The sequence below is a fragment of the Frateuria sp. sgz306004 genome (assembly GCF_057750885.1).
Genome location: NZ_JBYLFE010000001.1, coordinates 322,956 through 348,522, shown reverse-complemented (window position 1 = coordinate 348,522; position 25,567 = coordinate 322,956). Strand labels below are relative to the sequence as shown.

Annotated in this window: 22 protein-coding genes; 16 read left to right on the top strand and 6 right to left on the bottom strand. The window is 65.3% G+C overall.

Annotation, left to right across the window (positions count from 1 at the left end):
* Positions 1-62 precede the first annotated feature (62 nt).
* Entirely contained in the window at positions 63-866 is an 804-nt protein-coding gene (locus AC3G2C_RS01650; protein WP_488382866.1) for a class I SAM-dependent methyltransferase, read from the top strand.
* Positions 867-877: 11 nt separating this feature from the next.
* The gene (locus AC3G2C_RS01645) at positions 878-1,270 is read left to right on the top strand and encodes a hypothetical protein (protein WP_488382865.1); all 393 of its coding nucleotides are present in this window, start codon (positions 878-880) and stop codon (positions 1,268-1,270) included.
* A 7-nt stretch (positions 1,271-1,277) separates the two neighbouring features.
* On the opposite strand, the gene AC3G2C_RS01640 is transcribed toward AC3G2C_RS01645, so the two are convergent.
* Entirely contained in the window at positions 1,278-2,390 is a 1,113-nt protein-coding gene (locus tag AC3G2C_RS01640; protein ID WP_488382864.1) for a glycosyltransferase family 4 protein, read from the bottom strand.
* A complete protein-coding gene (locus AC3G2C_RS01635; protein WP_488383208.1) occupies positions 2,387-3,094 on the bottom strand; it encodes a polysaccharide deacetylase family protein in 708 nt (235 codons plus the stop codon). Before AC3G2C_RS01635 ends, AC3G2C_RS01640 begins: the two co-directional genes overlap by 4 nt.
* A gap of 276 nt (positions 3,095-3,370) precedes the next feature.
* Between AC3G2C_RS01635 and AC3G2C_RS01630 the strand changes: the two genes are divergently transcribed.
* The gene (locus tag AC3G2C_RS01630; RefSeq protein WP_488382863.1) at positions 3,371-4,063 is read left to right on the top strand and encodes a DUF4386 domain-containing protein; all 693 of its coding nucleotides are present in this window, start codon (positions 3,371-3,373) and stop codon (positions 4,061-4,063) included.
* Positions 4,064-4,240: 177 nt separating this feature from the next.
* Positions 4,241-6,148, top strand: coding sequence for an LTA synthase family protein (locus AC3G2C_RS01625; RefSeq protein ID WP_488382862.1), 1,908 nt, complete (start codon positions 4,241-4,243; stop codon positions 6,146-6,148).
* 38 nt (positions 6,149-6,186) lie between these two features.
* Here AC3G2C_RS01625 and AC3G2C_RS01620 read toward each other — a convergent pair whose 3' ends face one another.
* The 3 genes from AC3G2C_RS01620 to AC3G2C_RS01610 form a co-directional block, all read right to left on the bottom strand.
* A complete protein-coding gene (locus AC3G2C_RS01620; RefSeq protein WP_488382861.1) occupies positions 6,187-9,654 on the bottom strand; it encodes a methylmalonyl-CoA mutase family protein in 3,468 nt (1,155 codons plus the stop codon).
* A gap of 163 nt (positions 9,655-9,817) precedes the next feature.
* Positions 9,818-10,756 carry an alpha/beta fold hydrolase gene (locus AC3G2C_RS01615; protein ID WP_488382860.1) on the bottom strand — a complete coding sequence of 313 codons (939 nt, stop codon included), beginning with the start codon at positions 10,754-10,756 and terminating at the stop codon, positions 9,818-9,820.
* Positions 10,753-11,388: a TetR/AcrR family transcriptional regulator gene (locus AC3G2C_RS01610; protein WP_488383207.1), complete on the bottom strand. Its 636-nt coding sequence runs from the start codon at positions 11,386-11,388 to the stop codon at positions 10,753-10,755. The genes AC3G2C_RS01615 and AC3G2C_RS01610 overlap by 4 nt, the downstream gene beginning before the upstream one ends.
* 173 nt (positions 11,389-11,561) lie before the next feature.
* Here AC3G2C_RS01610 and AC3G2C_RS01605 point away from each other — a divergent pair, with 173 nt between their 5' ends.
* Together AC3G2C_RS01605 and AC3G2C_RS01600 are read left to right on the top strand one after the other, a co-directional pair.
* Positions 11,562-11,885, top strand: a complete 324-nt coding sequence (locus AC3G2C_RS01605; protein ID WP_488382859.1) for a YXWGXW repeat-containing protein — start codon at positions 11,562-11,564, stop codon at positions 11,883-11,885.
* A 158-nt stretch (positions 11,886-12,043) separates the two neighbouring features.
* Entirely contained in the window at positions 12,044-12,406 is a 363-nt protein-coding gene (locus AC3G2C_RS01600; RefSeq protein WP_488382858.1) for a YXWGXW repeat-containing protein, read from the top strand.
* Between the two features lie 60 nt (positions 12,407-12,466).
* On the opposite strand, the gene AC3G2C_RS01595 is transcribed toward AC3G2C_RS01600, so the two are convergent.
* Positions 12,467-13,207 carry a PAS domain-containing protein gene (locus AC3G2C_RS01595; protein WP_488382857.1) on the bottom strand — a complete coding sequence of 247 codons (741 nt, stop codon included), beginning with the start codon at positions 13,205-13,207 and terminating at the stop codon, positions 12,467-12,469.
* A gap of 141 nt (positions 13,208-13,348) precedes the next feature.
* Here AC3G2C_RS01595 and AC3G2C_RS01590 point away from each other — a divergent pair, with 141 nt between their 5' ends.
* The 10 genes from AC3G2C_RS01590 to AC3G2C_RS01545 all read left to right on the top strand — a co-directional run bounded on the left by AC3G2C_RS01590 (position 13,349) and on the right by AC3G2C_RS01545 (position 25,238).
* Positions 13,349-14,290: a proline racemase family protein gene (locus tag AC3G2C_RS01590; protein ID WP_488382856.1), complete on the top strand. Its 942-nt coding sequence runs from the start codon at positions 13,349-13,351 to the stop codon at positions 14,288-14,290.
* On the top strand, positions 14,287-15,399 hold the full coding sequence (locus tag AC3G2C_RS01585) for an NAD(P)/FAD-dependent oxidoreductase (protein WP_488382855.1): 1,113 nt from the start codon (positions 14,287-14,289) through the stop codon (positions 15,397-15,399). Before AC3G2C_RS01590 ends, AC3G2C_RS01585 begins: the two co-directional genes overlap by 4 nt.
* Positions 15,396-15,641, top strand: a complete 246-nt coding sequence (locus AC3G2C_RS01580; RefSeq protein WP_488382854.1) for a 2Fe-2S iron-sulfur cluster-binding protein — start codon at positions 15,396-15,398, stop codon at positions 15,639-15,641. Before AC3G2C_RS01585 ends, AC3G2C_RS01580 begins: the two co-directional genes overlap by 4 nt.
* Entirely contained in the window at positions 15,634-16,923 is a 1,290-nt protein-coding gene (locus tag AC3G2C_RS01575) for an FAD-dependent oxidoreductase (RefSeq protein ID WP_488382853.1), read from the top strand. Before AC3G2C_RS01580 ends, AC3G2C_RS01575 begins: the two co-directional genes overlap by 8 nt.
* 2 nt (positions 16,924-16,925) lie before the next feature.
* Positions 16,926-17,831: a dihydrodipicolinate synthase family protein gene (locus AC3G2C_RS01570; protein ID WP_488382852.1), complete on the top strand. Its 906-nt coding sequence runs from the start codon at positions 16,926-16,928 to the stop codon at positions 17,829-17,831.
* A gap of 1 nt (position 17,832) precedes the next feature.
* Positions 17,833-19,431, top strand: a complete 1,599-nt coding sequence (locus AC3G2C_RS01565) for an aldehyde dehydrogenase family protein (RefSeq protein WP_488382851.1) — start codon at positions 17,833-17,835, stop codon at positions 19,429-19,431.
* Complete coding sequence (locus tag AC3G2C_RS01560; RefSeq protein ID WP_488382850.1) at positions 19,428-20,636, top strand: M24 family metallopeptidase; 1,209 nt, start codon at positions 19,428-19,430, stop codon at positions 20,634-20,636. Before AC3G2C_RS01565 ends, AC3G2C_RS01560 begins: the two co-directional genes overlap by 4 nt.
* Before the next feature lie 35 nt (positions 20,637-20,671).
* A complete protein-coding gene (locus AC3G2C_RS01555) occupies positions 20,672-22,438 on the top strand; it encodes a DUF885 domain-containing protein (RefSeq protein WP_488382849.1) in 1,767 nt (588 codons plus the stop codon).
* 64 nt (positions 22,439-22,502) lie between these two features.
* Entirely contained in the window at positions 22,503-23,912 is a 1,410-nt protein-coding gene (locus AC3G2C_RS01550; RefSeq protein ID WP_488382848.1) for an amino acid permease, read from the top strand.
* Between the two features lie 222 nt (positions 23,913-24,134).
* Entirely contained in the window at positions 24,135-25,238 is a 1,104-nt protein-coding gene (locus AC3G2C_RS01545) for a Glu/Leu/Phe/Val dehydrogenase dimerization domain-containing protein (protein ID WP_488382847.1), read from the top strand.
* Positions 25,239-25,567 lie beyond the last annotated feature (329 nt).

Here is a 25,567-nt window from a genome sequence, read left to right as displayed (position 1 = left end):
ATCGACACACACTCTACGTTTTGGGCGTACGCTGGCGACCTCACCTTTCGGAGGGCCGAACCATGTCGTTCCGTCGTGCTTTCCCTTTGACCCTGTGCGCCGGCCTGTGCCTTTTCGCCGCTGTCACCCAGGCCACCACCCCACCCGCTCCTGACATGAGCCTCACGCAGGCCGCTGCCGGCGCATGGCGCTCGGATGCCAACAAGGCGCGCGATGTCTATCGGCATCCAGTGGAAACCCTGCAGTTCTTTGGCATCCAGCCCGGTATGACCGTGATCGAGCTGTCGCCGGGCGGCGGGTGGTACACGGAAATCCTGGCGCCCTATCTGGCCGCCCACGGTCAACTGATCGAAGCGGCGCCACCCAAGGCGGAGAAATTCAACGCCAAGCTCAAAGCCAATCCACAAGTGTTCGGCCACATCGCCAAGGTCATACCGTTCGCACCGCCCGATGCCGTCACGCTTGGCCCGCCCGGCTCCGCCGACATGGTGCTCACCTTCCGCAATACGCATGATTGGCTGATCAACAGCCCCGACACGCTGGATGCGGTGTTCAAGGCCGCGTTCGATGTACTCAAGCATGGCGGTGTCCTGGGCATCGAAGAACATCGCGCCAAGCCTTTCAGCGAGCCGCGCGTCACCGCAGGCGCACTGCACCGCATCTCCGAGGATTACATGATCGCTACCGCGCTCAAGGCCGGCTTTCAGCTGGCCAGCGTATCGCAGATCAATGCCAATCCGAACGACCCGGAGGACATCAACGTGCACCGCCTGCCACCCGACCTGGCCGGCCCCGAGGAGGAGCACGCGCGCATGAAAGCCATTGGCGAATCCGACCGCATGACCCTGAAATTCGTCAAACCCTGACGCCCACCCTCATGCGAACGCTGGCATTCGTCATCGCCCTGTTGACCTTGGTCATGGGCCTGATCGGCGTGGTTGCACCCATCACGCTGGTGAACGTGTCACGCGCGAGCATCGCCCCCACGTTCTTCCTGGGGGTGGGCATCGTGCGTTTGCTGTTCGGGGCGCTATTGCTGTCGGTGGCCACCGCCTCGCGCATGCCGCGACTGTTGCGCGTTGCGGGCTGGGTCGTCGTCGTGCTGGGTATCGTGACCGTGCTGATGTGGCTGTTCGCCATGCCTCAGGCACAGGCCATGGTGGAGCGATGGTGCCTGGCCGGCGACGGCGTGATCCGCCTCACCGGCCTGCTTCTGATCGTGCTTTCCGCATTGCTGGCCTACGCATTGGCACCAACGCGGCGGCGGTGACACAACATTACGTGGCGGCATGCCCTAGGTGCGGCAGCGAAACGTTGCCGTGGCGCAACAGTGCCTCGAAGTCGCGCGCAACGGCCGCGTTACCGAAATGCTCGATGACGAAGTTGCGCGCTGCCGCACCCATGTCGCGACAACGCTGTTCGTCGCACATGTCGAGAATGCGGTCGCGCCACGCATCGATATTGCCTGGCTCGATGAGATAGCCGGTCACCCCGTCGCTCATGGTTTCGGGCACGCCGCCGATGTCGCTGCCCAGCACGGGCACGCCACTGGCCTGAGCCTCGATGGCGACACGGCCAAACGTTTCCGGCTTGATCGAGGGAAACGCCAGGAATGAAAACGCGCTGTTGTAGCGTTGCGTGTCGTTGACCCAACCGGTGAAGTGGTGACGATCGGCCAGCCCTTTCTCCGCCGCCATCTGCTTGAGGCGCTCCTCATCCACGCCCGAGCCCACCCACAACGCATGCAGACGCGGCTGTTGCGCCATGGCCTGGTTGGCTGCCTCCATCAGGTGGATCACCCCCTTGCCCGCATGCACGCGGCCGGCAAAACCCATCACGATAGCGTCGTCGGGAATGCCGAACTCTGCCCGTACCTGAGCGCGACGTTGCGCATCGGGCTTGAACACGTCTACGTCCACCGGGTTATAGGAAATGCTCACCAACTCCGGCGGCACGCCCCACTCCAGATACGCGTTGCGCGCATATTTCGACACCGCAATGAAACGCTGCGACATACGTGGCACGCCATATTCAGAGAACTTGCTCATGCGCGGCGTGCGATGGCGGAACAGCGCCACTTTGGTGCGCGTCAGCTTGCCGCACAGAATCAGCGGCCAATACTCCTTGCCAAAGTTGCCTACCAGCCAATCGGGTGATTGCTGGGCGATGGCCTTGAGCACGGCGGCATAGCCACGCAGGTCGAACGCATTGCGGAAGGTGCTGTAGGTCACCGGTACCTGCGCAGCCTCGAAGCCTTCGCCGATCAGTCCGCGACGGGAAACAATGCCATGCACCTGGTGCCCGGCCTGCGCCATGGCCTTGGCCAGCGCCACGAAATGCGTGGCCGCACCGGTGTTCTCCGGGTTGGTGCCAACAAAAAGCAGTTTCATGCGCGCTTGTCTTCGTAAGCGGTGAGGATGCGGGTAGCGACCTGCGGCAGCAGGTGATGACGGGCGACCTGAATGCGCGGCAGGCGCCACAGATCCACCTTGGCCCCGCCCTCAGCGCGCCCGCGCCGCGTGGTGGTGGCGGCGGCATAACCGGCCTGGCGCGCGATGTCCACGGAACGATCGTCGTGGTCGCCGTAGGGATAGCAGAACTGCGTGACTGGCGCGCCGATCACGTCCTCCAGCTCCGCCTTGCTGCCGGCGATCTCGTCGCGCTGCTGCTCATCGGTGCAGCGACTGAGATGCACGTGAGTACGCGTGTGCGCACCGACCTCCATGCCGCCCGCATGCCAGGCGCGCAATTGCTCGGCGGTCATGATGGGTTTACGCACACCCAGTTTCTGGTCGTCCCACGCGTTGTACTGCCCGAGACGGCTGCTCACCGCATAGCACGTCGCCGTGAAATCATGCTGCTTGAGCACCGACAGCGCCGACTCCAGGTTGTCCACGTAACCATCGTCCAACGTCACCACCACCACCCGCCCTTCGCGCTCGCCGCGCAAATAGGGCATGGCGTCGGTCATCGATACACCGCGATAGCCCAGCAGGCTGAACATGCGCATCTGTCGGGCAAACGCGCCCGGTGACACGTAGAGGCTGCGGTACACCGAGATGTCACGCGGCGCCTTGGCGATGTTGTGGTACATCAGGATGGGTATCTTCACGTACGGTCCTGCCACCAGTGCAACCCGCCCGAGAGCCCGTCGCACCCCACTCGCGTGGGCGTGCGTACGTTCTTTCGGGGCTTTGGGGAATCTCGACAAAGTACCTTTTCAAACTGTCGACCAACTTACATTTGGGCGTGCGAAGCCGTCGTTTAGCTGACGCCCCGTAGGAAATACGGCAGATTTCGACGACTTTGCCCGCGTGATAGCCTCGCCCGGCAATTCTTCACATTCCACGCCCCAGGACACTCACGAGCCATGGAAGCACCCAGGAAGCAAGCAAGGTTGGCAGGCCTGCTCTACACGCTGGTAGCCGTGACCGCCCCGATTGGCCTCATCTATGTTCCCGGCAAGCTGTACGTGAGCGGCGACGCCGCCGCCACGGCGGAACGCCTGCGCCAGGCGGAGCCCTTGATGCGGCTGGGTATGGCCAGTGAACTGTTCCACCAAACGGTGGAAGTGTTCCTGGTGCTCGCGCTGTATGCGCTGTTTAAGCCCGTCAGCAAGCCCCTGGCTCGGCAACTGGCGGTGATGGGCCTGCTGCCCATACCTATCGTGTTTGCCAACGTGCTCAACGAGGTTGCCGCCTTGATGCTGGCCAAGGGCGAGGCCTTCCTGCAAGTTATCGACCGGGTGCAACTCGATGCGCTGGCGTTCTTCTTCCTGCGCCTGCATGGCAAGGGTCTGCAGGTGGCGGGTGTGTTCTGGGGGTTGTGGTTGATCCCTTTCGGCCTGCTGGTGATCCGCTGCGGCTTCATTCCCAGGCTGCTGGGCTGGCTCTTACTGCTGGCCGGGCTGGGTTACGTGCTCGACGCCACCGCGGTGCTGATCCTTCCGCAGTTCATTAGCCCACTGGGCGACATCGCCAGCGTGCTGCAAATGGGCGAACTGCCGATCATCCTGTGGCTGCTGATCTGGGGAGCTCGCACTAGGCCCGCAGGCCAGCCCTAAGCATTCACTCCGGGCGTTCTCATCGAACCATCGCTGGTGCCGATGGCCCCTGAGCGCGTCGCCTCAGGATCCATCGGCTCGCGCTGACCTGAAGCCTGTTGTGCACCGGTGGTAGCCCTGCGCGTTGTTTGACAGCATCATGACAGTCAAACGACAGCTTGAGGCAAGGCTCATCCCATGACGGCGGCGTGGCTGGTCCGCAGGCATCGACTCATTTTTTTCGCCGGCCTCTATGTGGCCTACCTGCTGACGTTGCTCCATGTGGCGCCGCACACCACGCAGCCCGCGCACCTGTTGATACAAGGGCTGGCACCTGCCATGGAGCTGGCGCTTGGCTGGATCGCCTGCAGCCGCCTCCATGCGTTGTCCTCGCCGCGAATCCGCTGGACAGAACCCTTGTATCTGGGACTGGCTTTGGTGTTCGGGCTTATTTACGCCGCGCAAATGTATTCGCTATATCTCTCAGGCAACTTCATCACCGTGCTGGCGATCGAGAACCGCGCGGAGAGCTGGATCATTCGCCGCGGCCTGGTGACCTTTGCCTTGCTCCCGATCCTTCTCTGGTGGTGTCTGTTTGCATTCGCTCGCCGCTACGAACGTCGACTGCCAGCCATGCCCCCAGACAGTCGCTGGCGCGACCGATGGAGGGTGCCCCAACGGATCGCGACGGTATCGTCGATCGCTGCCTTGGCATGGTTGTTCCACGCGCAGCGCCATCACGATCTACTGCAAGCGGACTACCACCAGGCGCCCTTGACGGCATTCTCCCGCACACTCTATGACGCATCGAAGAATGGCCTGTTCGATCACTGGCTGCCAATCCACCGCCAAACCAAGGAGCCGCTGGAGAACGCCTCTGGTTATCCGCTTGAGAAATCCACGGTCTACACCAACGCGCTGCCCTTCCACGCCACGGATGCGGTAGACACTCCGCCCAACGTCATCGTGCTGTTCCTTGAGGGAACGTCCACTCGTTTGATCGGCGCCTACGGGGGAACGCACGCTGGGCTGACACCCGCCATGGATCGCCTCGCGGCACGCTCGATGCGGGTAACCCACTATTACAACCATACCGCTGCCACCTATCGCGGATTGCAGGGACAATTGGTCTCCGGCTACCCCGCAGCAGGTGGCGACGATGATCACGAGCTGTGGGAGTCGGAGCAGAGCAGACAACGCCTCAGCACCATCCGCTATCGTTCGCTCCCCATGATGTTGCGCGAGAATGGGTACCACACCTATTTCATGTCACCGCATCACGACAGCGTGGGTCTCAATACCATGTTGCGTGCGCTGGGTTTCGACAAGGTCTACTCGTTCGAGGATGTGAGCCAGCGCATCGCCCCGGGCAACCCCTTTTATGCCGTGGAAGGCGCTCTAAGCGATCACGACGAGTTCCATGCGCTTCAACTGCTCCTGAGCAAGCACATGCTTGGCGATCAGGGTCACCCTTTCTTTCTTGGCCTCTACAATTTCGGCACGCATGCTTTTCTGGACATCATGCCGATAGGCGTGAAGTACCAGGATGGCTCCAACGCGTCGCTGAACAAGTTGCACAATCTGGACGACGCCCTGGGCCGATTCCTGGATTACTTCTTCGCCAGCCCCTACGCCAGCAACACCATCCTGATTCTCACCGCCGACCATGCCACGTATCCGGAGCGCTCCTACCGTGACATCGCAGGCGAAGGTTTCCAGCCGCTCTTCGTGGACACCATCCCCTTGCTTGTCTATGACCCCACGCACCGACTGCCGAATACATATGACGCGCAAGGGCGCACATCGCTCGACCTGGCGCCGACGTTGCTCCATTTGCTCGGCATCCAGCGCGGCAACAACAGCTTCATGGGCACATCGTTGTTCGAGCCCGATGGAAAAGCCTTAAGCGTGGCCGCCATTGGCAACGAGTTCTTTGGCATCGACCGCGACGGCGTTCACACGGAGGCGCACGTACCCGCCTCCTTGCGCCAGGCATTCGACCATCAAAAGCGCGATATCCAGTCCTACTACGGTTTGGAGCAGGCCAACCGACTCGTTGCACCCATCACGCAGGCAGGCGGATTGCAGGCCGCGCTGCCCCAGTAATCACCCCTCCCTTGCGGAGGGGTGATCCAGACAACTGGTTACATATTGCGGCGATACTCGCCGCCCACCTCGTACAACGCGTGGCTGATCTGGCCGAGCGAGTTGTACTTGACGGCTTCCATCAGCTGCTCGAACACGTTGCGACGTTCGCGCGCGGTGTTCTGCAAGGTCTTGAGGCTTTCCGGCGCCAGCCCGTTGCGGGCCTTGCCGAAGGCCAGCACGTTGTCGATCTGCTGGCCCTTTTCGGACTCGGTGGAGCGGATCAGTTCGATCTCGGTGGCGATCTCGCCGCCGTGGTCCTTGGGCAGGAAGGTGTTCACGCCGATCAGCGGCAGGCTGCCGTCGTGCTTCTTCTGCTCGTAGTACATCGACTCTTCCTGGATCTTGCCGCGCTGGTACATGGTGTCCATCGCGCCGAGCACGCCGCCGCGCTCGCTGATCGCCTCGAACTCCTTGTACACGGCCTCTTCGACGATGTCGGTGAGCGCATCGACGATGTGGCTGCCCTGCCAGGGGTTCTCGTTGAAGTTGAGGCCCAGCTCCTTGTTAATGATCATCTGGATGGCCACCGCGCGACGCACGCTTTCTTCCGTCGGCGTGGTGATCGCCTCGTCGTATGCGTTGGTGTGTAGGCTGTTGCAGTTGTCGAACAGCGCGTACAGCGCCTGCAGCGTGGTGCGGATGTCGTTGAACTGGATCTCCTGGGCGTGCAGCGAGCGGCCGGAGGTCTGGATGTGGTACTTCATCATCTGGCTGCGCGCGCTTGCGCCGTAGCGTTCGCGCATGGCGCGCGCCCAGATACGGCGGGCCACGCGGCCGATCACGGTGTACTCCGGGTCCATGCCGTTGGAGAAGAAGAACGACAGGTTCGGCGCGAAGTCGTCGATGTGCATGCCGCGCGCGAGGTAGTACTCCACGATGGTGAAGCCGTTGCTGAGCGTAAAGGCGAGCTGGCTGATCGGGTTCGCGCCGGCCTCGGCGATGTGATAGCCGGAGATCGACACCGAGTAGAAATTGCGCACCTTGTGGTCGACGAAGTACTGCTGGATGTCGCCCATCATGCGCAGCGCGAACTCGGTGGAGAAGATGCAGGTGTTCTGCGCCTGGTCTTCCTTGAGGATGTCCGCCTGCACGGTGCCGCGCACGGTCTGCAGGGTTTCCTCCTTGATGCGCGCGTACGTTTCGGCGTCCACCAGCTGATCGCCGGTGATGCCCAGCAAGCCCAGGCCCAGGCCTTCGTTGCCCTTGGGCAGCTCGCCGGAGTACTGCGGACGGCCATTGGCGAACAACGCAGACATCTTCTCCTGCGCATCGGCCCAGCGGGTGGCGTCTTCCTTGAGGTACTTCTCCACGTTCTGGTCGATGGCGGTGTTCATGAACATCGCCAGGATGATCGGCGCCGGGCCGTTGATGGTCATGGACACGGAACTGCTCGGCGCACTCAGGTCGAAGCCCGAGTACAGCTTTTTCATGTCATCGAGCGTGGCAATGTTGACGCCGGAGTTGCCGATCTTGCCGTAGATATCGGGACGCGGCGCGGGATCTTCGCCATACAGCGTCACGGAGTCGAACGCCGTGGAAAGACGCGTGGCGGCGCCACCCTGGCTGAGGTAGTGGAAGCGGCGGTTGGTGCGCTCGGGCGTGCCCTCGCCCGCGAACATGCGGGTGGGGTCTTCGCCGGTGCGGCGATACGGATACACGCCACCGGTGTACGGATAGTGGCCTGGCAGATTCTCGCGCTTGAGGAAGCGCACCAGGTCGCCCCAGTCCTTGGTCTTGGGTGGCGCCACCTTGGGGATCTTCTGGTGACTGAGCGATTCGCGGTAGTTCTCCACGCGAATCACCTTGTCGCGCACCTTGTACTCGTTGACGTCTTCGGTCACCGAGGCATAGCGCTTGGGCCAGTCGTGCAACAGGTGGATCGCCTCGTGGCTCAGTTCCTTGATGGCCGCGTTGTAGCGCTGACGCAAGGTCAGCAGCGTGCGGTCGACGCCCTCCTCGTGCAGGGCCTCTGCTTCGTAGCGGGCCAGCGCGCGCGGCAGGTGGGCATCACCCAGCTCCTTGAGCGACTCGTAGTAATGCTGGGCCTTGCTGGCGAATTCGGCTTCGCGCTCGATGTCCTTGTTGATGCCGCGGCCCTGCTCGGCGATCTCGGCCAGGTAACGCACGCGGCTGCCGGGAATAAGCACAGTGGCGCGCGGCTCCTTCAACGAGGTATCCAGGTTGGGCGACCACTTGTCCGCCGGCAGGCTGAGCTTGTCGCGCAGCAGGCGGCACAAGTTGGTGAACATCCACGTCACCCCCGGGTCGTTGAACTGGCTGGCGATGGTGGGATACACCGGCACCTGCTCGTCGCTCAGCGTGAAGGCCGTGCGGTTGCGCTTCCATTGCTTGCGCACGTCGCGCAAGGCATCCTCCGCGCCGCGCTTGTCGAACTTGTTGAGCACCACCAGCTCGGCGAAATCGAGCATGTCGATCTTTTCGAGCTGGCTGGCCGCGCCGTAATCGCTGGTCATCACGTAGGTGGGGAAATCCACCAGGTCGACGATCTCCGAATCGCTCTGGCCGATGCCGGCGGTTTCCACGATCACCAGGTCGTAAGGCTGCGCCTTGAGGAAATCGATGCAGTCGCGCAGCACCGCGCTGGTGGCAGCGTGCTGGCGGCGCGTGGCCATCGAGCGCATGTATACGCGATGGCTGCGCAGGGAGTTCATGCGGATGCGGTCGCCGAGCAAGGCGCCACCGCTGCGACGACGGGTGGGGTCCACCGCCAGCACGGCGATGCGCATCAGCGGGAAAGCATGCAGGAAGCGCAGCAGCAGTTCGTCCACCACCGACGACTTGCCCGCGCCGCCGGTACCGGTCACGCCGAGCACCGGCGTCTGCTTGCCGGCCATCTTCCACTGCTTGCGCAGGTGCTCCAGCTCGGCTTCCGGCAGCTCGCCTTCCTCGATGGCGGAGAGCACGTGGCCTACGGCGATCTCGTCGTCGATGTTCACCAGCGGCGCGATGGCGCCTTCCGGCTGGGCCTTGGCGCGCTGCACCGCGGCGGCGCGCGTGCGCTGCATCACGTCCTCGATCATCTCGGTGAGGCCGAGCTTCATGCCGTCATTGGGGTGGTAGATGCGCTCGACGCCGTAGGCCTGCAGTTCGCGGATCTCCTCCGGCGTGATGGTGCCGCCGCCACCGCCGAACACGCGGATGTGTGAGGCGCCATGCTGCTTGAGCATGTCCACCATGTACTTGAAGTACTCCACGTGGCCGCCCTGGTAGGAGGACAGCGCGATCGCATCGGCGTCCTCCTGCAGCGCGGCGCGCACCACGTCTTCCACCGAGCGGTTGTGGCCCAGATGGATCACCTCGGCGCCTTGCGCCTGGATGATGCGACGCATGATGTTGATGGCCGCATCGTGGCCGTCGAACAGGCTGGCAGCGGTGACGAAACGCAAAGGGCGGGTTTCCGCCTGGGCGGCGCTGGCGGGGACGTGCTGTGCGGGGGAACTCATGGGGACTCCGAAACTGCGGACGCGTCGAATCCCGGGATTTTAGTGGATGGTTACGTTTGGAACATGTTGCGGCGCGGTGGCGGGCGTGTCCGTGCGCACGAGTACGCCCATTTTCGGGTGCTTGCGCAGCAGCAAAAATCGCCGTGGAGTGCCCGATGGGCGCTCAAGCGATCCCAAACGGCAGGTTGGGCGAGGACACCACGCGAGCACCCACCGTTTCCCCGCGCAGGAACGCCAGCGAGGCCTCCACCACCTCCGGTGCATCGAGCACGCGGTGGTGTCCCAGGCCTTGCGTGGTGAGCAGACGGGCATGGTGCCAATGGCGCACGTACCGCTCGCCTTCGGCCCAGGGCACGTCGTGGTCGTCCATGTCATGCACCACCAGGCCCTGCTGGCCGAGCGACGGCAGGTGTCGGTGCACTTGCAGGTCGTGGATGTTGATGCCGGTCATCGCCTCCAGGCGCGCATGCAGGCGTGGCCGCAGGTGCTCACCCAGGCGCACCAGGCGCGAGAAGCGTTGCGTCGCCGCCACCGGGTCCGCGGCGGGCGCGATCAGGATGAGCTTGTGCGCCCGCCAGGCTTCGCCTTGAGCCAATGCGACGGCGGCGCCGCCCAGCGAGTGGGCGACTGCCACAGCAGCATCGCCGTAGTGGCGCCCTACTTCGCGCACAGTGTCGACGAAGTCGGGCAAGGTGCACGTGCGCCCTTCGCTACGGCCATGCCCCGGCTGGTCGAACGCAACCAGCGCGTAGCCCAATGCGCGCAAAGGCGCGACCCACGGCAGATAGCGCAGGCCGAAACTGGACCAGCCATGCACCAGCAGCACATACGGCTGCCGGGCTGGGTTGCCCCAGGTGTAGGTGGCAATGCGGCGGCCCGACACCACCAGCTCGCCGCGCTGCATCGCCTCATCCGGCTCGGCTCGCTGGGCACGCGTGCGACTGCTGGCAAAGGGCGTGACGAACAAGCGCAGCGCCAGCTCGACCGCCCGCGCCGGCGCCAGGCGACTGCCCAGCGTGAAGCCCGCGCGCACCGCGCCCAGCTTGAAGGCGCCGGGGCCATGGTGACGCTTGGCCGGAACCGTGGCGACAGCAACGTTCATGACACGACACTCCCGCCCGACACCGGGCTGTAGCTGGCGAGTAAGCGCTCGAAGGCGGCCTGCGTGTGCTGACGCGCCTCGTCGAATCCAAACAGGGCCGCGTCATGGTGCAGGCCCAGCATCAGGGCGTAGATCTCGAAGGCGAACTGCGCGGGTACGGTCTGCGCACACAATTCGCCTTGCTCGATGGCGTGACCGATGGTGCGGCACATTTCCTGCCGCCATCCCGCCTGCTGGCGGATCACGCAGTCACGCAGCACGCCTTCGCGGCCGTCGTATTCGCTGGCGGCCGTGAGCAGCACGCAACCGCTCTGGTACTCCCGTCCCCACTCTATCCAGTTGGCCACGATCGCACGCAGGCGTGCCAGGCCACGCGGCAGGCTCAACGCTGGCCGCTGCACCTGGTTGAGAAAGCGGAGCTGGCCCGCTTCGAGCACCGCCAGTTGCAGGTCCTCGCGCGAACCGAAGTGGGCGAACACACCACTCTTGGACATGCCGACGTCTTGCGCCAGCGAGCCAATCGAGAGGCCCTCAAGCCCTTCCCGGCGCGCCAATGCATAGGCGTGCTCCAGGATCAGTTCGCGCGTAGCAACGCGTTTGGGCGTGGGCGTGGGTGCGGTGGCAGCATTCATGGGCGGAAGAAATAGCACGACCGTTCGTTCTTTTTCAAGGCAAGAAACCTGAACAGACCGATGGGCCGGCCCTCACGAACCTGAACAAGCCGGCGCCACGAGGTCAACACGGCCACTTTTGCCCCGTTCCCCGCCATGAAGCCGCAGCGAGCGGCCATCTGAAGGAGAGCGTCATGTTGAGCACCACCCGCAAACTTGCCCTGCTCGCCGTGCTGGGCATGGCAGGCGCCAGCGCCGTCTATGCCCCCACCGCCGCGGCCGGCGTTTCGGTGGCGGTCGGCATCAACGTGGCCCCGCCAGCGCAACCGCTCGAAGCCGTTCCCCCGCCGCGCGCGGGCTACGTGTGGGCGCCGGGCTACTGGCGATGGGAAGGCCACCGCCATGTGTGGATGCATGGCTATTGGGTGCGAGAACGTCCGGGCTTCGTCTACCACCCTGCCCGCTGGGAACAGCACCGGGATGGCTGGCACTTCCGCGACGGCTATTGGGCCCATTGATCGCACGCGCCCACCCGGGACAACGCACGTTCGCCCCGATTGATTCGCAAGTATTTGCTGCCAAAGACAAAAAAGTGCAACACGAAAGGTAAGCCTCAGCTACGCGCGTCATCGTCGCCCAACCAAATCACCCTCCTTTCACAAAGGTATTTCTCTCTATGTCGAACCACGTTCGCTTGATCGCCCTTTCCGCCCTGACCATGCTGGCCAGCGGCTGCGTGGTGGAACAGCCCGCTCCGCGTCCCCGCCCGGTCGTGGTGGAACGCGAGCAGGTGGTGCAGCGCGAATACGTCGAAGTGATCGCCCCGCAGCCGCCACCGGTGGAAGTGGTGGAAGTGGAGCCGCCGCATCGCGCCGGTTATGTCTGGGCTCGCGGCTACTGGCACTGGAATGGCCACCAGTACGTGGCGATGCATGGCCATTGGGAAGCCGAGCGCCCGGGCTACCACTACGTGCATCCGCACTACGAGCACCACAACGACGGCTGGCACCTCAACGTTGGCGTGTGGGTCGCCGGCTGATCCAGGCTCCCGCCGCACGCTATTGGCAGCCCCGTTCCCAGGAACGGGGCTGTTTTGTTTTCAGTGCCCGGCCACGGGCATGCGCTGGGGCCGGCCCGGCCCGCCGGCGATGGCCCGGTAATCGCGGGGCGCCATGCCCACCATGGCCTTGAACTGGCGCGCGAACGCGCTCTGGTCGGCAAAACCGCAGGCCAGGCCAATGGCCGCCACGCTCTCCTCGCCATGCAGGCGACGCATGGCCTCCTCCATGCGCAGCTTGGTCTGCCATTGCTGCGGCGTGAGCTGGAATACCTTGCGGAAATCGCGCTCCAGTTGCGCGACGGAAACATCCGCCAGGTGAGCCAGCGTGGCCACGCGCACGCTTTCGGCGTAATGCTCATGCAGATAGGCCAGCACGCGGCGCAGCCGTACGTAGGTGGGGTGCTTGCCGTCCGGCTTGCCCAGGTCACGCGAGATACCCACCACACCTTTCACGGCGCCGCGCACGCGCAAGGGGCGCTTGCAGGTCAGGCACCAGCCGGGTACGCGGTTGGGGAACATGTGGACTTCGAGCTGGTTCTCGATCACCTCGCCCTGCAGTACGCGCTCGTCCTGGCTGGCGTAGGAGCCGCCCAGCGCCATGGGAAACAGCTCGGTCACGTCACGCCCGATCACGTCGCTGCGGTGCTTGAGCCCCAGTCGACGCACCAGGCTCTGGTTGGCATGGGTGTAACGCCCTGCGCTGTCCTTCACAAAGAACACCACATCGGGCAACGCATCGAACAGCGCTTCCAGTTCATCGGCTGAAATCTTCATGTCCATGGCGGCGCTCCACGATGCAAAAGCTGCTGCTGCACCTGCAGCATAAGGCCCAGGTACGTGAAACGCATTGTGCCGATTTCCGCATGGACGGGGAGCAGGCGTTTCTAGACGCTGCCAGGCCCGGACCGCCAGCATAGGTCCATGCACACCATCGACGTGATCGACTCCCACACGGGTGGCGAACCCACCCGCACCGTGACCGCCGGCTTTCCCGACCTGGGCGGCGGCTCCCTGATGGAACAGCGCGAGCGCTTTCGCCGCGACTTCGATCGCTGGCGCGCGGCCATCGCCTGCGAGCCACGCGGATCGAGCACCGTGGTGGGCGCGCTGCTGCTGCCACCCCAAACGGCCGAAGCCTGTGCCGGGGTGATCTTCTTCAACAACGTTTCCTACCTGGGCATGTGTGGCCACGGCACCATCGGCGTCGTGCGCACCTTGCAACACATGGGACGCATCGGCCCCGGCCACCATCGCCTGGAAACGCCCGTGGGCATGGTGGGCGCCGAATTGCACGCCGATGGACGCGTGACCATCGACAACGTCGAGAGCTATCGCCACGCCCACGGCATGGCCGTGGACGTACCCGGTTATGGCGTAGTGACCGGCGACGTGGCCTGGGGCGGCAACTGGTTCTTCATCACCAAGGACACCCCGCTGCCGCTGGAAATCCATCACCAGCGCGAACTCACCCGCTACACCGAGGCGATACGCGCCGCCTTGGAAGCCCGGGGCATCACCGGCGCGGATGGTGGCGAAATCGATCACATCGAGGTCAACACGAAGTCTCCGGTCGCTGGACTGGACGGCCGGAACTTCGTGTTGTGCCCTGGCCTGGCCTACGATCGCTCGCCGTGCGGCACCGGCACCAGCGCCAAGCTGGCCTGCCTCGCCGCTGACGGCAAGCTCGCCCCTGGCGAACTGTGGCGGCAGGAAAGCATCCTCGGCAGCGTGTTCGAAGGTCGCTACACGCCGGGTTCGCGCGGTGTGCTGCCGCAGATCACCGGCACCGCCTATGTGGTGGCGCGCAGCACGCTGCTGTTCGATGAAGACGACGCCTTTACCTGGGGCAGCGGCGCCGAATGAGCACGGCCGCGGCCAGCTACGACCTAATCGTGATCGGCGCAGGCATCATCGGCGCCAGCTGCGCCGATGCGGCCAGCGCCGAAGGTCTGCGCGTGGCGATGATCGAACCCGGCCCGATCGGCGGCGGCGCGACGGCCGCGGCGATGGGGCACCTGGTGGCGATGGATGACGACCCCGCCGAACTGGCGCTCGCGCGTTACTCGCTACGCCAGTGGGAAGCCTTTGCCGACCTCAAGGAAGCCGAGTTCAGCCGTTGCGGCACCTTGTGGGTGGCCCGCAACGAGCAGGAACTCGCTGCCGCGCGGGCGCGTGCGCAACGCCTTGCCGCGGCCGGCATCGAAGCGCACGCCATCGACGCTGCCACGCTCTACGACCTGGAACCCGCCCTCTGCCCCGACCTCAGCGGCGGCATGCTGGTGCCGGGCGAAGCGGTGGTGTATCCGCCGCGCGTGGCGCGCCACCTGGCGCAGCGCGCGCTGGCACGCGGCGCCACCTTGTACGCGGGGCGTCGCGCCGTGGCACTCGAAACGGGCGGTGTGCGCCTGGACGACGACACGCACCTGAGCGGCCCAGTACTGGTCGCCACCGGTTGCGCCCTGCCCGCCCTGCTGCCGATGTTGCCGATGCGCGCACGCAAGGGGCACCTGGTGATCACCGATCGCTATCCCAACCTCGTGCACCACCAATTGCTGGAGCTGGGCTACGCCGACAGCGCACACGGCGATGCGGACAGCAGCGTAGCGTTCAACGTGCAGCCACGCCCCACCGGGCAGATCCTCATCGGCTCATCGCGTGAGTTCGGCGCCACCGATGCGGAGGTTTCAACCGCCATGGTGCAGCGCATGCTGGAACGCGCGTTTGCCTTCATCCCCGCCTTGCGCAATCTGCAAGCCTTGCGTAGCTGGACAGGTTTTCGCCCCACCACGTTCGACGGCCGCCCCTACCTGGGTGCGGTGCCGGGCGAACGTGATCGCTGGGTCGCCGCCGGCCATGAAGGGTTGGGCGTCACGACGGCGCTAGGCAGTGCGCGCCTGATGGTGGATCTGATCCTGGGCCGCCAGCCGGCCATCGATCCCACACCGTATGCACCGTCGAGGGTCATGCCATGAGCCACATGCTCCGCCTGAGCGTCAATGGGCAATCGGTGGACGTGCCATCCGGGGCCAGCGTGGCCGCCGCCGTGGCGCTCGCCACGCTGCGCTTTCGCCGCTCGGTGAGCGGCACGCCGCGCGGCCCTTTGTGTGGCATGGGCGTATGTCTGGAGTGCCGCGTCACCGTGGACGGCGCGGCCCACGTGCGCGCGTGCATCACACCGGCCACCGAAGGCATGCAGGTGTACACCGATGGCTGAGCGATTCGATGTGCTGGTCATTGGCGCCGGCCCCGCCGGGCTGGCGGCGGCGCAAGCGGCGGCATCCCATGGCGCGCGCGTGGCCGTGGTGGATGCGCAGGCGCGCCCCGGCGGACAAGTGTGGCGTCACGACGTACGCCGCGAGGCGCCACGCGCCGCGCGCGATGCCATGGCGGCCTGCGGCAAGGTGGAGTGGTTGATGCGCCACACCGTGGTGGCCAGCGAGCCCGATGGTCTGCGCGTGGAAACACCCAACGGCAGCGCCTTGCTGCATTACGGCCGCTTGATTCTCGCCACCGGCGCCCGCGAGTTGCTGCTGCCCTTTCCTGGATGGACGCTCCCCGGCGTCTGCGGCGCCGGCGGTGCCCAGGCGCTTGCCAAGCAAGGTTGGCCTGTCGCGGGCAAGCGCGTCGTGGTCGCCGGCACCGGCCCGCTGTTGTTGGCCGCCGCGGCGACCTTGCGTGCCCACGGCGCACGCGTACTAGGCATTATCGAACAGGCTCCTGCCAGCGCGGTGCGAGCCTTTGCCGCGCAACTGCTGCGTTGGCCAGCACGCGCGGCACAAGCACTGTCCCTACGCGCACGCCTTGCCGGTGTGCCCTATCGCTGCGGCAGCGTGGTGCGGCGCGCACATGGCGAAGGCCAGCTGCAATGGATCGAGATCGACGGCCCGCACGGCACACAGCATGTCGATTGTGAACTGCTGGCCGCAGGCTATGGCCTGATACCCAACGTGGAGCTGGCGCAGTTGCTTGGCTGCGAACTGCACACGCAGGGAGCCCATGCGCATGTGCGCGTGGATGCGCTGTTACGCACCAGCGTGCCGAATATTCTCGCCGTGGGCGAAGCCATCGGCATCGGTGGATTGGCCGCCGCTCGCCTGGAAGGCGCCATGGCCGGACACACAGCCACCGGCTTTGAGCAGGATGCACGCGCGCTCAGCGAACCACGCGACCGCGCCCGCCGCTTCGCCGCGCTGATCGAACGCCATTTCGCACTCGGCGCTCACGTGCGACAACTTGCCAACGCGCAAACCATCGTGTGTCGCTGCGAAGACATCACGCTGGGCGAGCTGAATGGCTTTACCGACGCGCGTGCCGCCAAGCTCGCCACCCGCTGCGGCATGGGCGCCTGCCAGGGCCGCATCTGCGGCAGCGCCCTGGCCGAACTTGGCCGCTTTCCGCGCAGCAGCAGCCGACCGCCCCTTTTTCCCGCCCGCTTGGCCACCCTGGCCGGGCTCGCCACTCTCTCCCCTTCTGACGACGCTTATCGAGGTAGCTGAGCATGAGCAACACGACTCTCTGGCGCGGTGTCATTCCCGCCATCACCACGCCCTTCACCGCCGACGGCCAGGTCGACCATGCGTTTCTCGCCAAGCATGCGCGCACGCTGATCGACAGCGGCTGCACCGGCATCGTGCCGCTCGGCTCGCTGGGCGAAGCGGCCACGCTGAGCTTCGAGGAAAAGCTCGCCATCATCCGCACCCTGGTGAGCGCGCTGGAAGGCCGCGCGCCGGTCATCCCCGGTATTGCCGCGCTCTCCACGGACGAGGCCGTTCGCCTCGCGCGTGAAGCCAAATCGCTCGGCGCTGCCGGCCTGATGGTGCTGCCACCCTACGTGTACTCCACCGATTGGCGCGAAATGGGTGCGCACCTGCGCGCGGTCATCGCCGCGACTGACCTGCCGTGCATGCTCTACAACAACCCCATTGCCTACAAGACCGATTTCTCGCCCGAGCAGATCGCCGAACTCGCCGCCGAATTCCCCAACGTGCAGGCCGTGAAGGAATCCTCCGGCGATGTGCGCCGCTTTGCGGCTTTGCGTTCGCTGCTCGGCCATCGCCTGGAACTGCTGGTGGGCATGGACGATGCCATCGTGGAAGGCGTGGCCATGGGTGCGCGCGGCTGGATCGCCGGACTGGTCAATGCCTACCCCAAGGAGTCGGTGAAGCTGTTCGAGCTGGCACGCGACGGCGGCGCCGATGCCGCGGCGGAACTCTATCGCTGGTTCCTGCCGCTGCTGCGCCTCGACACCGTGCCCAAGTTCGTGCAGCTCATCAAGCTCGTGCAGGAAAAGGTGGACATGGGCAGCGAGCGCGTACGCGCACCGCGCCTCACCATCACCGGGGCAGAACGCGAGGCGGCCATGCGTGTCATCGACCACGCCATCGCCAACGCGCCGGTGCTTTGACATGGCCGAGCAGCCGCTGCTGATCGATGGCCAATGGCGTGCCGCCATCGATCTCGTCGACGCCTTTCGCGCGGAGAACCCCGCCACAGGCGAGGCGATTGGACCAAGCTACCCGGTCTGCGGTGCGGCCGACGTTGAAGCCGCACTCAGTGCGGCCTCACGCGCCGCCCCTCTGCTGGCCGCAACGCCGCCCGAGCGCATCGCCGCTTTTCTCGATGCCTATGCCGCCGGCATCGAGGCCGACGCCGAGCTGCTGGCGGAACTGGCTCACGCCGAAACTGCGCTGCCGAAACAGCCGCGGCTGGCGCAGGTCGAGCTGCCGCGCACCACCTACCAATTGCGCCAGGCCGCCAAGGCCGTGCGTGATCGTTCGTGGACGCAGCCGGTCATCGATACCGCCAACCAGCTACGTACGCATCGCGCACCGCTATCCAAGCCGGTGGTGGTGTTTGGCCCCAACAACTTCCCGTTCGCGTTCAATGCCGTGGCCGGCAGCGATTTTGCATCGGCCATCGCCGCACGCAATCCGGTGATCGCCAAGGCCCATCCGTCGCATCCTGGCACCAGCGAACGGCTGGCGCGCATCGCCGTGGCCGCCGCGCGCGACGCGGGCCTGCCGTCGGCGACGATACAGATGCTCTATCACCTGGATGCCCAGCTCGGTACGCAACTGGTCGGCGATGCGCGCGTGGGCGCCATCGGCTTTACCGGCAGCCGCGCGGGTGGTCTTGCGCTCAAGGCGGCGGCGGATGCCAGCGGCGTTCCCGCCTATGTGGAGCTGTCGAGCGTGAACCCGGTATTCCTCTTGCCCGGCGCGCTGGTCGAGCGTGGTGCAGCCCTGGCGCAGGAGTTCTTTTCGTCCTGCACGATGGGTAGCGGGCAGTTCTGCACCAACCCCGGGATAGTTATCGTACCCATGGGCGAGGCGGGTGATACCTTTGTCGCCGCCGCGCGCGAGCACTTCGCGGCAGCGGCACCACTCGTGTTGTTCTCCCGTGGCGTGCTGGAGCACCTGCAGCGCAATGTCACCATCCTGCGCGCTGCGGGCGCCCAATTGCTTGCCGGTGGTGACGCCGGCGCGCCGGGCTATCGCCACGCTCCCACCTTGCTGAGCGTGGACGCAGACGCATTCCTGCGCGAACGGGTCGCCCTGCAGACCGAGGCCTTCGGCCCCGTGAGCCTGCTGGTACGCACGCGCGATGCCGCACACATGCAAGCCGTGGCGAACGCGTTCGAGGGCAACCTGACCGGCACCATCTACAGCGACACTCACGGCAGCGACGATGCCGCATGGCACGCCGTCGCGCAGGCGCTGCGTCCGCGCGTGGGCCGCCTGATCGGCAACCGCATGCCTACCGGTGTAGCGGTGAGCGCCGCCATGAACCACGGCGGCCCCTACCCGAGCACCGGTCATCCCGGATTTACGGCGGTAGGCATGCCGGCGGCCATCTCGCGCTTTACCGCCTTGCACTGCTACGACCACGTGCCCGAGCACCAGCTTCCGCCCGAGTTGCGCGACGCCAACCCAGGCGGCGTGGCGCGCTGCGTCGACGGCGTTTGGTGCATGGACGACCTCCCGCATGGGGCATCGCACGCATGACCCAGGCCGCACAAATCGGTGGCTTGGACCTCGCCCAGGCACGCGCCGCGCTGGCTCCCTGGGCGTCGCCCGCCGCCGCCATTACGCAACAGGAGTACCAGCAGCGCCTGGAGCAGGCGCGTCGCCTGCTGCACACGCATCAGCTCGATGCCTTGCTGGTAACCGCCGGTACCTCGCTGCGCTACTTCTGCGGCGTGCCGTGGGGCGCCAGCGAGCGCTTGGTCGGCATGCTGGTAACGCGGCATGGCGATCCCATCGTGTTCTGTCCCGCGTTCGAGCAGGGTTCGCTCGAACGGGTGCTGCAGCTGCCGGTTGAAATGCGCCTGTGGGAGGAGCACGAAGACCCGCATCAGTACGTAGCCGATGCCCTGCGCGACCGCAACGCCCACAGTCTGGCGCTGGACCCCGCCGCGCCCTTCGTGATGGCCGAACACTTGCGCGCGTCGCTGGCCGGCAAGCCCCTGCGCGATGCAAGCCCCATCATCGATGGATGCCGCATGTGCAAGTCGATGGCGGAGCTGGCGTTGATGAAACAAGCCACGGCGATGACGCTTCAGGTGCACCGCCTCGCCGCCGGGCTTATGCGCGAAGGCATCAGCCGCAGCGAACTCGTGCGCTTCATCGACGAGGCCCATCGCGCCCTGGGTGCGGACAACGGCTCCACCTTCTGCATCGTGCAGTTCGGCCAGGCCACGGCGTATCCGCATGGCGTGCCCGGCGAGCAATACCTCGCGCCGAACGAGCTGGTGCTGATCGATACCGGCTGCACCGTAGAGGGCTATCACTCCGACATCACCCGCACCTACATTTTCGGCGAGCCCACTCCCGAGCAGGCACGCATCTGGGCGCTGGAGCAGGCTGCCCAGCAAGCCGCATTCGACGCGGTGCGGCCCGGCGTCACTTGCGCCGCGGTGGATGCCGCCGCCCGCGCCGTGGTGGAGCGCGTGGGCCTCGGGCCCGACTACCGCCTGCCGGGCATTCCCCATCGCACGGGTCATGGTTGCGGCATGAGCATCCACGAAACGCCTTACCTGGTGCGCGGCAACGACACCGTGCTGCAGCCGGGCATGTGCTGCAGCAACGAACCCATGATCGTGGTGCCCGATCGCTTTGGCGTGCGCCTGGAGGACCACTTCTACGTCACCGACGACGGCGCGGCCTGGTTCACTCCACCCTCGCCTGCCATCGATCGCCCCTTCGCCTGAGCCAGACAGCGCGAGGGATCGACCAAGGAACGCACATGAAGACCCACCTTATCGCCCTCGCCTTGTTTGCCGCGCTCACCATGGCGCCGGCCTCCCGCGCGCAGTCGGATGCCGGCGTGCGTTTCCATGACATCTACACGCGGGAATGGGCCTGGCGACAGGCGCAGTTCCAGGGCGAGGACGACGAGGACAGCCAGACCGAACTCACCGACCACTTGCCCAAGGTGGATGCGGCAACCCAGCAGGCGCGCGCCGCGTATTGGGCCGAGGTGCTCAAGCAGCTCGACGCCATCGAGCCCACGCAACTGCGGGGCGAAGATCCGGTGAACTACGCGGTGTACCGCAACCAAGTGCAGACCCTGCTGGACGACCAGCGCTATCGCGACTGGGAAATGCCGTTCAACAGCGACACGGCGTTCTGGACCAACCTGGGCTTTACCGCCCGCCGTACGCTGCGTACCGCGCAGGACTATCGCCACTACATCGCCCAGCTGCGCGATATCCCGCGCTACTTCGACGAGCAGACGGCCAACATGCGCGCAGGGCTGGCCCGCGGTTTCAGCGTGCCGAGGGTGACACTGGCCGGACGCGACCAATCCATCGCCGATGTCGTGGATGCCAAGGGCGACAACAACCTGTTCTACACGCCGTTCCGCAACATGCCCTCGACCATCCCGGCCGACGAACAGGCGCGGCTTCGCCAACAAGGCCGCGAGGCCATTGCAAACGCGGTCATTCCCGCCTACGCGAAACTGCTGGACTTCATGCGCAACCAATACATGAAGCAGGCGCGCACGAGCCTGGCGGCGGAAGCGATGCCCGATGGCAAGGCTTACTATCGATCACGCATCCGCGAGTTCACCACGCTGGACATGAGCCCCGACGCCATTCATCAGCTCGGCCTGAAGGAAGTGGCACGCATTCGCCAGGCGATGGACCAAACCATTCGCGAGACGGGCTTCAAGGGCAGCTTTGCCGAGTTCCTGCACTACTTGCGCACCGACCCCAGGTTCTACCCCAAGAGCGCCGACGAACTGCTCAAGGACGCCGCGTGGATCGCCAAGCGCGTGGACGGCAAGATCGGCGACTACATCGGTCGCCTGCCGCGCCAGCGCTTCGCCATCGAGCCGGTGCCGCCCGATCTGGCGCCGTTCTACACCGGCGGGCGCGGTGGCCCGGGCATCTATTTGGTCAACACCTATGACCTGCCCTCGCGTCCGCTGTACTCGCTCGCGGCGCTGACCCTGCACGAGTCGTCCCCCGGTCATGCGCTGCAGATGCCACTGGCGGCAGAGCATGAAGGCCTGCCGGATTTTCGTCGCTATACCTATATCTCCGCCTATGGCGAAGGCTGGGCCTTGTATGCCGAGCGTCTGGGCGTAGAGATGGGCATGTACGACACGCCCTACGATCGCTTTGGCTATCTCAGCTACCAGATGTGGCGTGCCTGCCGGCTGGTGGTGGATACCGGCATCCATCATCTTGGCTGGAGTCGCGCGCAAGCCCAGGCGTACATGCGGGACAACACCGCGTTGAGCGAACACGAGATTGAAACCGAGGTCGATCGCTACATCGCCTGGCCGGGCCAGGCGCTCTCCTACTACCTGAGCGAGCTGGCCATTGTGGACGCGCGCACGCGCGCCGAGCAGGCGCTGGGCGAACGTTTTGATCTTCGCGCCTTCCACGACACCGTGCTGTCGCTGGGCTCGGTGCCCTTGCCGGTATTGCAGCAACAGGTGGATGCGTTCATTGCCGGCGGCGGCAAGTCGCCCTATGCCGCCAAGGAGCCTGCCGCACCCTGAGTAAAGCGGCCACGCGAATCGTTGTCCCGCAGCACACCATGACACGCAGTTCGGGGAGAGAGGGATGGGTCTGAAGAACGACATGCTTCGCCGCAAACCGGTGGAAGTGCTGCAAAGCGAAGCCGCGCGCGGCGGCAGTGGCCTGCGCCGCGTGCTGGGCTTGTGGCAACTCACGGCCATCGGCCTGGGCGGCATCATCGGCGTGGGCATCTTTGTACTCACCGGCACGGTGGCCGCCACGCAAGCCGGGCCGGCGGTGCTGCTGTCCTTCGTGATCGCGGGCATCGCCAGCGCCGCCGCCGCACTGTGCTATGCGGAGTTCGCCGGGCTCATTCCGGTTTCCGGCAGCGCCTACACCTATGGGTACGCCGTGCTCGGCGAGTTCGCCGGCTGGATCATCGGCTGGGATCTCCTGCTCGAATACGCGCTGATCGCCGCGGTGGTCGCCGTGGGTTGGTCCGGTTACGTGCAAGCGTTGCTGGATGCCGCCGGCATACCGCTGCCCACCTGGGCCCAGGGCGCCTGGGGCAGCGCACCCGGCCGGGTGGTGAACCTGCCGGCCATTCTCATCGCCATCGCGATCACCGCGCTGCTCGCCATACGCATGGAATGGGGCGCCCGCTTCAATACCCTCATCGTGGCCATCAAGATCGCTGGCGCGGCGCTGATCGTGGTGGCGGGTGCGGCGTTCGTGAAGCCGGAACGCTGGCACCCCTTCATGCCCTTTGGCATGCACGGCGTGGTGACCGGCGCGGCGGTGGTGTTCTTTGCGGTGTTCGGCTACGACATGCTCACTACTGCCGCCGAAGAAGCCCGCCAGCCCCAGCGCGATCTGCCGCGCGCGGTGCTGCTTTCGCTGGGCATCGCCATGCTGCTGTACATCGCCATTTGCCTGGTGCTTACCGGCATCGTGCCCTACAGCACGCTGGACAACGATGCACCGGTGGCGGGCGCCTTCCTGCGCATAGGCATGCCGTGGGCCATGGTGGTGATCTCGCTGGCATCGGTGTGCGGCATCACCAGCGTGATCTTCGCCAACCTGATGGCCGGCGCCCGTATCGGCTTCAGCCTCGGGCGCGATGGCCTGCTGCCGGCGTGGTTCGCCGGGGTGCACCCGCGCTGGCGTACGCCGCACCGCTCCACCGTGCTGCTGGGCGCGGTCACCGCCGTGGCGGCCGGGCTGTTTCCCCTGAACGAGCTGGCCAAGCTGGTGAACATCGGCGTGCTCGGGGCCTTCATCGTGATCTGCAGTGCCGTGGCGGTACTGCGTTGGCGCCAGCCGGAGCTGCATCGCCCCTTCCGTACCCCCTGGGTGCCCCTGGTGCCACTGATCGGGGTGGGGTTTTCCTGCTGGCTGATCTGGGGCCTGCCGCTGATCACTTATGTGCGATTCGGCGTCTGGCTGTTGCTCGGCTGCATGCTTTACCTCGGTTACGGCCGCCGCAACAGTCGCCTTGCCGCCGCGGCCGCCTGAGCAAAAAATGCCCATACGCCAGCGACTTGCCGCGTCGCAGCAACCCGGCGGCCGAGGACGTACTAAACTATCGAACTAAATTCGCTGCCCCGACCTCTGGTCGGGGTTTTGACTTTCAGGCTTTTGTTAGTACGCCCGGGCGGGGCCGCACTGGATCGAACCCCGCCTCCATCCCGCGGCATCCGTCCCCACGGCGCCGCCAAACGTGGAGTCTCCGTTCCAATGATTTTCGAAACCATCGCCAAGACCGGTCACGAAGAAGTCGTCTTCTGCCACAACAAGGACGCCGGCCTGAAGGCCATCATCGCGATCCACAATACGGTGCTGGGCCCCGCGCTGGGCGGCCTGCGCATGTGGCCGTACAAGAGCGAGCAGGACGCGGTGAACGACGTGCTGCGCCTGTCGCGCGGCATGACCTACAAGAACGCCGTGGCCGGCCTGAACCTGGGCGGCGGCAAGGCGGTGATCATCGGCGATCCGAGCAAGGACAAGTCCGAGGCGCTGTTCCGCGCGTTCGGCCGCTTCGTCAACTCGCTCAACGGCCGCTACATCACGGCCGAAGACGTGGGCATCGACGTCAACGACATGGAATACGTGTTCCGTGAAACCGAATACGTGACCGGCGTGCACCAGGTGCACGGCGGCTCGGGCGACCCGTCGCCGTTCACCGCGTTCGGCACCCTGCAGGGCCTGATGGCCGCGCTGCAGGTCAAGCACGGCAACGAAGACGTGGGCAAGTACAGCTACGCCGTGCAGGGTTGCGGCCACGTGGGCAGCGAGTTCATCAAGCTGCTGCGCGAACAGGGCGCCAAGGTGTTCGTCACCGACATCAACAAGGATGCCGTGCAGCGCTGCGTGGACGAGCTGGGCTGCGAAGCCGTGGGCCTGGACGAAATCTACGACGTCGACGCCGACGTGTACTCGCCCTGCGCGCTGGGTGGCACGCTCAACGAGCAGACCATCGACCGCATCAAGGCCAAGATCATCTGCGGCGCGGCCAACAACCAGCTGGCTACGGACGCCATCGGCGACGAACTGCAGCGTCGTGGCGTGCTGTACGCCCCGGACTACGCGGTCAACGCCGGCGGCGTGATGAACGTGTCGCTGGAAATCGACGGCTACAACCGCGAGCGCGCCATGCGCATGATGCGCACGATCTACTACAACCTCGGTCGCATCTTCGAAATCTCCAAGACCGAAGGCGTCCCGACCTATCGGGCGGCCGACCGCCTGGCCGAAGAGCGCATCGATGCCATCGGCAAGATCAAGCTGCCGACCATGGGCAACCATGGCCCGCGCTTCGCTGGTCGCATGCGCGGTCAGTAATCCATTCAAGGCTCCTTGAGCCATGGTTGACCACGAAGCCGCCAGCCCTGCTGGCGGCTTCGTCGTTCTTGGTTTTACCTGCGCGTTCAATCGACATTAGGCCAAGTCCCATCACCGTGAATGCCAACGCATTGACGCAACACGGACCGGAGGATTCCTAGCCCGTTAGATAGATTTGACCTTCGTAAACTTCTGATACACTGAAATAGCTGTCATGGCCCACTGTAACGCTTTGCTTGCAAAGCCATTTGGCGGCCAAGGGGAAAATAGGCCAGCAACGCTGACGAAGCGCAGACGCAAGAACGTACTGCGCATCGACCACGGATCGT

Excerpts from the sequence above, each read along its gene's own strand:
- AC3G2C_RS01650 (WP_488382866.1), top strand. The coding sequence starts at position 63 with ATGTCGTTCCGTCGTGCTTTCCCTTTGACCCTGTGCGCCGGCCTGTGC.
- AC3G2C_RS01645 (WP_488382865.1), top strand. The coding sequence starts at position 878 with ATGCGAACGCTGGCATTCGTCATCGCCCTGTTGACCTTGGTCATGGGC.
- AC3G2C_RS01640 (WP_488382864.1), bottom strand. The coding sequence starts at position 2,390 with ATGAAACTGCTTTTTGTTGGCACCAACCCGGAGAACACCGGTGCGGCC.
- AC3G2C_RS01635 (WP_488383208.1), bottom strand. The coding sequence starts at position 3,094 with ATGTACCACAACATCGCCAAGGCGCCGCGTGACATCTCGGTGTACCGC.
- AC3G2C_RS01630 (WP_488382863.1), top strand. The coding sequence starts at position 3,371 with ATGGAAGCACCCAGGAAGCAAGCAAGGTTGGCAGGCCTGCTCTACACG.
- AC3G2C_RS01625 (WP_488382862.1), top strand. The coding sequence starts at position 4,241 with ATGACGGCGGCGTGGCTGGTCCGCAGGCATCGACTCATTTTTTTCGCC.
- AC3G2C_RS01620 (WP_488382861.1), bottom strand. The coding sequence starts at position 9,654 with ATGAGTTCCCCCGCACAGCACGTCCCCGCCAGCGCCGCCCAGGCGGAA.
- AC3G2C_RS01615 (WP_488382860.1), bottom strand. The coding sequence starts at position 10,756 with ATGAACGTTGCTGTCGCCACGGTTCCGGCCAAGCGTCACCATGGCCCC.
- AC3G2C_RS01610 (WP_488383207.1), bottom strand. The coding sequence starts at position 11,388 with ATGAATGCTGCCACCGCACCCACGCCCACGCCCAAACGCGTTGCTACG.
- AC3G2C_RS01605 (WP_488382859.1), top strand. The coding sequence starts at position 11,562 with ATGTTGAGCACCACCCGCAAACTTGCCCTGCTCGCCGTGCTGGGCATG.
- AC3G2C_RS01600 (WP_488382858.1), top strand. The coding sequence starts at position 12,044 with ATGTCGAACCACGTTCGCTTGATCGCCCTTTCCGCCCTGACCATGCTG.
- AC3G2C_RS01595 (WP_488382857.1), bottom strand. The coding sequence starts at position 13,207 with ATGGACATGAAGATTTCAGCCGATGAACTGGAAGCGCTGTTCGATGCG.
- AC3G2C_RS01590 (WP_488382856.1), top strand. The coding sequence starts at position 13,349 with ATGCACACCATCGACGTGATCGACTCCCACACGGGTGGCGAACCCACC.
- AC3G2C_RS01585 (WP_488382855.1), top strand. The coding sequence starts at position 14,287 with ATGAGCACGGCCGCGGCCAGCTACGACCTAATCGTGATCGGCGCAGGC.
- AC3G2C_RS01580 (WP_488382854.1), top strand. The coding sequence starts at position 15,396 with ATGAGCCACATGCTCCGCCTGAGCGTCAATGGGCAATCGGTGGACGTG.
- AC3G2C_RS01575 (WP_488382853.1), top strand. The coding sequence starts at position 15,634 with ATGGCTGAGCGATTCGATGTGCTGGTCATTGGCGCCGGCCCCGCCGGG.
- AC3G2C_RS01570 (WP_488382852.1), top strand. The coding sequence starts at position 16,926 with ATGAGCAACACGACTCTCTGGCGCGGTGTCATTCCCGCCATCACCACG.
- AC3G2C_RS01565 (WP_488382851.1), top strand. The coding sequence starts at position 17,833 with ATGGCCGAGCAGCCGCTGCTGATCGATGGCCAATGGCGTGCCGCCATC.
- AC3G2C_RS01560 (WP_488382850.1), top strand. The coding sequence starts at position 19,428 with ATGACCCAGGCCGCACAAATCGGTGGCTTGGACCTCGCCCAGGCACGC.
- AC3G2C_RS01555 (WP_488382849.1), top strand. The coding sequence starts at position 20,672 with ATGAAGACCCACCTTATCGCCCTCGCCTTGTTTGCCGCGCTCACCATG.
- AC3G2C_RS01550 (WP_488382848.1), top strand. The coding sequence starts at position 22,503 with ATGGGTCTGAAGAACGACATGCTTCGCCGCAAACCGGTGGAAGTGCTG.
- AC3G2C_RS01545 (WP_488382847.1), top strand. The coding sequence starts at position 24,135 with ATGATTTTCGAAACCATCGCCAAGACCGGTCACGAAGAAGTCGTCTTC.